Source organism: Candidatus Methylomirabilota bacterium (assembly GCA_035315345.1).
Classification (GTDB): Bacteria; Methylomirabilota; Methylomirabilia; order Rokubacteriales; family CSP1-6; genus CAMLFJ01.
The window spans coordinates 1-3064 of the sequence record DATFYA010000005.1 but is presented as its reverse complement, the minus strand read 5'-3'; the positions used below and the strand labels follow the sequence as shown (position 1 = coordinate 3064).

Here is a 3064-nt window from a genome sequence, read left to right as displayed (position 1 = left end):
ATCCCGACAATCTGTGGAGCCTTCACGGGCTGCACGAATGCCTCACCCGCCGCGGCGAGACGGTGGAAGCGGGGCTGATCAAGCAGCGGCTCGATCTCGCGCTGGCCCGGTCCGAGGTCCCGGTGAAGGCCTCCTGCTTCTGCCGCGTGAAGGTCGCGGCCTGAGCGGAGAGGCCCGCGCGGATCCGCCGGGTCGCTCCGCGCGCGCGCCCCTCGTAGGCGCGCCCGCGGTTCGCGTCCGCCCATCCTTACCGAGTCGAACGGTGCGGAGCGGCGTCGGCGGAGGACTGCCCTCGACCAATTCCCTGGGAATGTGATGCCCGACGCAGCGGCATACCGCTTGCTCTACGAGCCGAACCTACTGACGGACTGACTGCGTCCTGCCGGCTTGCCGTGGGCGCACCGATCTCGTGGAGGACAAGGGCATGCCAAAGAATCGAAAGCCGCGCGTCCAGAGCAAGGGGGCCGCCAAGTCGACCGTGAGTGGCGCCAGGAAGTCTCCGCCGGAGCCGGGCAACCGCCCCGCGGAGCGCAAGATGCGGGGCACCGAGGCCCTGGCCGCCGCGTTTCCGTTCAACCGATCGAAAGCGGGCGAGCACGGCGACGCGTCGCGGACGCCCAAGCCCGGAGCCACCGCCGAGCCGGACCCGACGGTCGTCGCCAGCACGCTCACCGAGGCGAATGCGTCGGACAAGACCGGCGCGCCCGCCAGTCCCGGGGTGAATCCCGGCAACCGGCCCCTCGACCGCGTCCGTGTCGATTCCGGCGGACGGGTCCTGACGACCAACTTCGCCCAGCCCGTCGCGGACAACCAGAACTCGCTCAAGGGGGGGCTGCGGGGCCCCGCCCTCCTCGAGGACTTCATCCTCCGCGAGAAGATCACCCACTTCGATCACGAGCGCATCCCCGAGCGAATCGTCCACGCGCGCGGGTCGGGCGCCCACGGCTTCTTCGAATGCTACGACTCCCTCGCGAAGTACACGCGCGCGGCCTTCCTGTCCGCGAAGGGCAAGCGCACGCCCGTCTTCGTGCGGTTCTCCACCGTCGCGGGCGAGCGCGGCTCCACCGACACCCCGCGCGACGTTCGCGGGTTCGCCACGAAGTTCTATACCGAAGAAGGCAACTTCGATCTCGTCGGCAACAACATCCCGATCTTCTTCATTCAGGACGCCATGAAGTTCCCGGACCTGGTCCACGCCCTGAAGCCGGAGCCCCACCACGCGATGCCGCAGGCGGCCAGCGCCCACGACACCTTCTGGGACTTCGTCTCGCTCATGCCCGAATCGACCCACATGCTGCTGTGGGTGATGTCGGATCGCGCGCTGCCCCGGAGCTTCCGCACCATGCAGGGTTTCGGCGTGCACACGTTCCGCCTGGTCAATGCCAAGGGGGAGTCGCGCTTCGTGAAGTTCCACTGGACGCCGACGGCGGGGACGCATTCGCTGGACTGGGACGAGTGCGTCAAGATCGCCGGCGCCGATCCCGACTACACGCGCCGCGATCTCTGGGAATCCATCGAGGCCGGGGTCTTTCCCGAGTACGAGCTGGGCGTCCAGATCTTCACGGAGGAGCAGGCCGACGGCTTCAGCTTCGACGTCCTCGACGCCACCAAGATCGTGCCGGAAGAGCTGGTCCCGGTGACGCCGGTGGGGCGCATGGTCCTCGACCGCAACCCCGACAACTTCTTCGCCGAGACCGAGCAGGTCGCGTTCGGCGTCCAGAACCTGGTGCCGGGCATCGACTTCTCGGACGACCCGCTCCTCGCCGGACGCATCCATTCCTACTTCGACACCCAGCTGTTGCGGCTCGGCGGGCCGAACTTCCACGAGATACCGATCAACGCGCCCATCGCGCAGGCGCACAACAACCAGCGCGACGGGTTCCATCGGCAGAGCATTCATCGAGGCCGCGTCTCGTACGAGCCCAACTCTCTCGGCGGGGGTTGCCCGTTCCAGGCGGGCATGCGCGGCTTCACGAGCTTCCCCGAGCCGGTGTCGGATCACAAGGTTCGGGGCAAGCCGGAGAAGTTCGGGGATCACTACTCGCAGGCCACCCTGTTCTGGAACAGCCAGGTGCCCTACGAGAAGGCGCACATCGTCCGCGGCTTCCGGTTCGAGCTCACCAAGGTGCAGGTGCCCGCCATTCGCGAGCGTACCGTCTCGATGCTCCGCAATGTCTCGGACGAGCTCGCGAAGGCGGTGGCCGATGGGCTGGGGATGCCCCTGCCCCGGCCGATGCCGCGCGTGGTGGAAGGGGTACGCCCGGAAGTCACCGCCTCGCCGGCGCTGTCGCTCACCTATCGACCCGGCGACGGCCGCATTCGCGGCCGCAAGGTGGCGATCCTGGTCGCGCGGGGCGTCCACGGCCCCTCCCTCGCCCGGGCCCAGGCCATCTTGTCCAAGGCGGGCGCGGTGGTGCGGCGGTTGGCCGCGCGCCTCAACGGTCTCGAGACCGCCGACGGCGAGACGGTGGAGCCGGACGCGACGTTCGAGACGATGCCGTCGGTGCTGTTCGACGCGGTGGTGGTTCCCGACGGCGACCCGGCCGCCGACGAGCTGATCTCGCTGGGGCACGCTCGCGAGTTCCTGAGGGACCAGTTCCGCCACGGCAAGCCGATCCTGATCCTGGGCGCCGGGGAACGAGTGGTGGCGGAAGCCGGCGTGCCGACCAATGACGGCTCCGACTGGGCGCTGGTCCGCGACCTGGACGCCTTCGTGGACGCCATCGGTAAGCACCGCAACTGGGATCGCCCGACGGACCCACCCCGAGTCTGACCGGCACCGGCCCGTCGAGCGCCCGCGTCCGGGGCTCGACCCGCCGGATAGGGCGCTCGGGGCCGCGTCCGGCGCGAGGAGGGCGCGCCGGACATCGCCCCCCGGACCCGCTGGTGCGCGGCGGCTTGGCCGGCCCACGGGACCGGCGAGGTATACTCGGGCGATCCGGCCCGCGTTCGTCCGACGCAGCCGCCGGTATCCAAAGGAGCCGATGGCTAGACGAATCGCGCCGCGACTGGTTCGGGACGTGATGTCGTCCCGGCCCCGGACCGTCGGACCGAAGATGCCGGT

General features: G+C 69.6%; 1 protein-coding gene. It reads left to right on the top strand.

Annotated elements, in window-relative coordinates; all coding sequences use genetic code 11:
* Positions 1 to 424: 424 nt before the first annotated feature.
* A complete protein-coding gene (locus VKN16_00710) occupies positions 425 to 2773 on the top strand; it encodes a catalase (GenBank protein ID HME92719.1) in 2349 nt (782 codons plus the stop codon).
* The last annotated feature ends 291 nt before the right edge of the window (positions 2774 to 3064 follow it).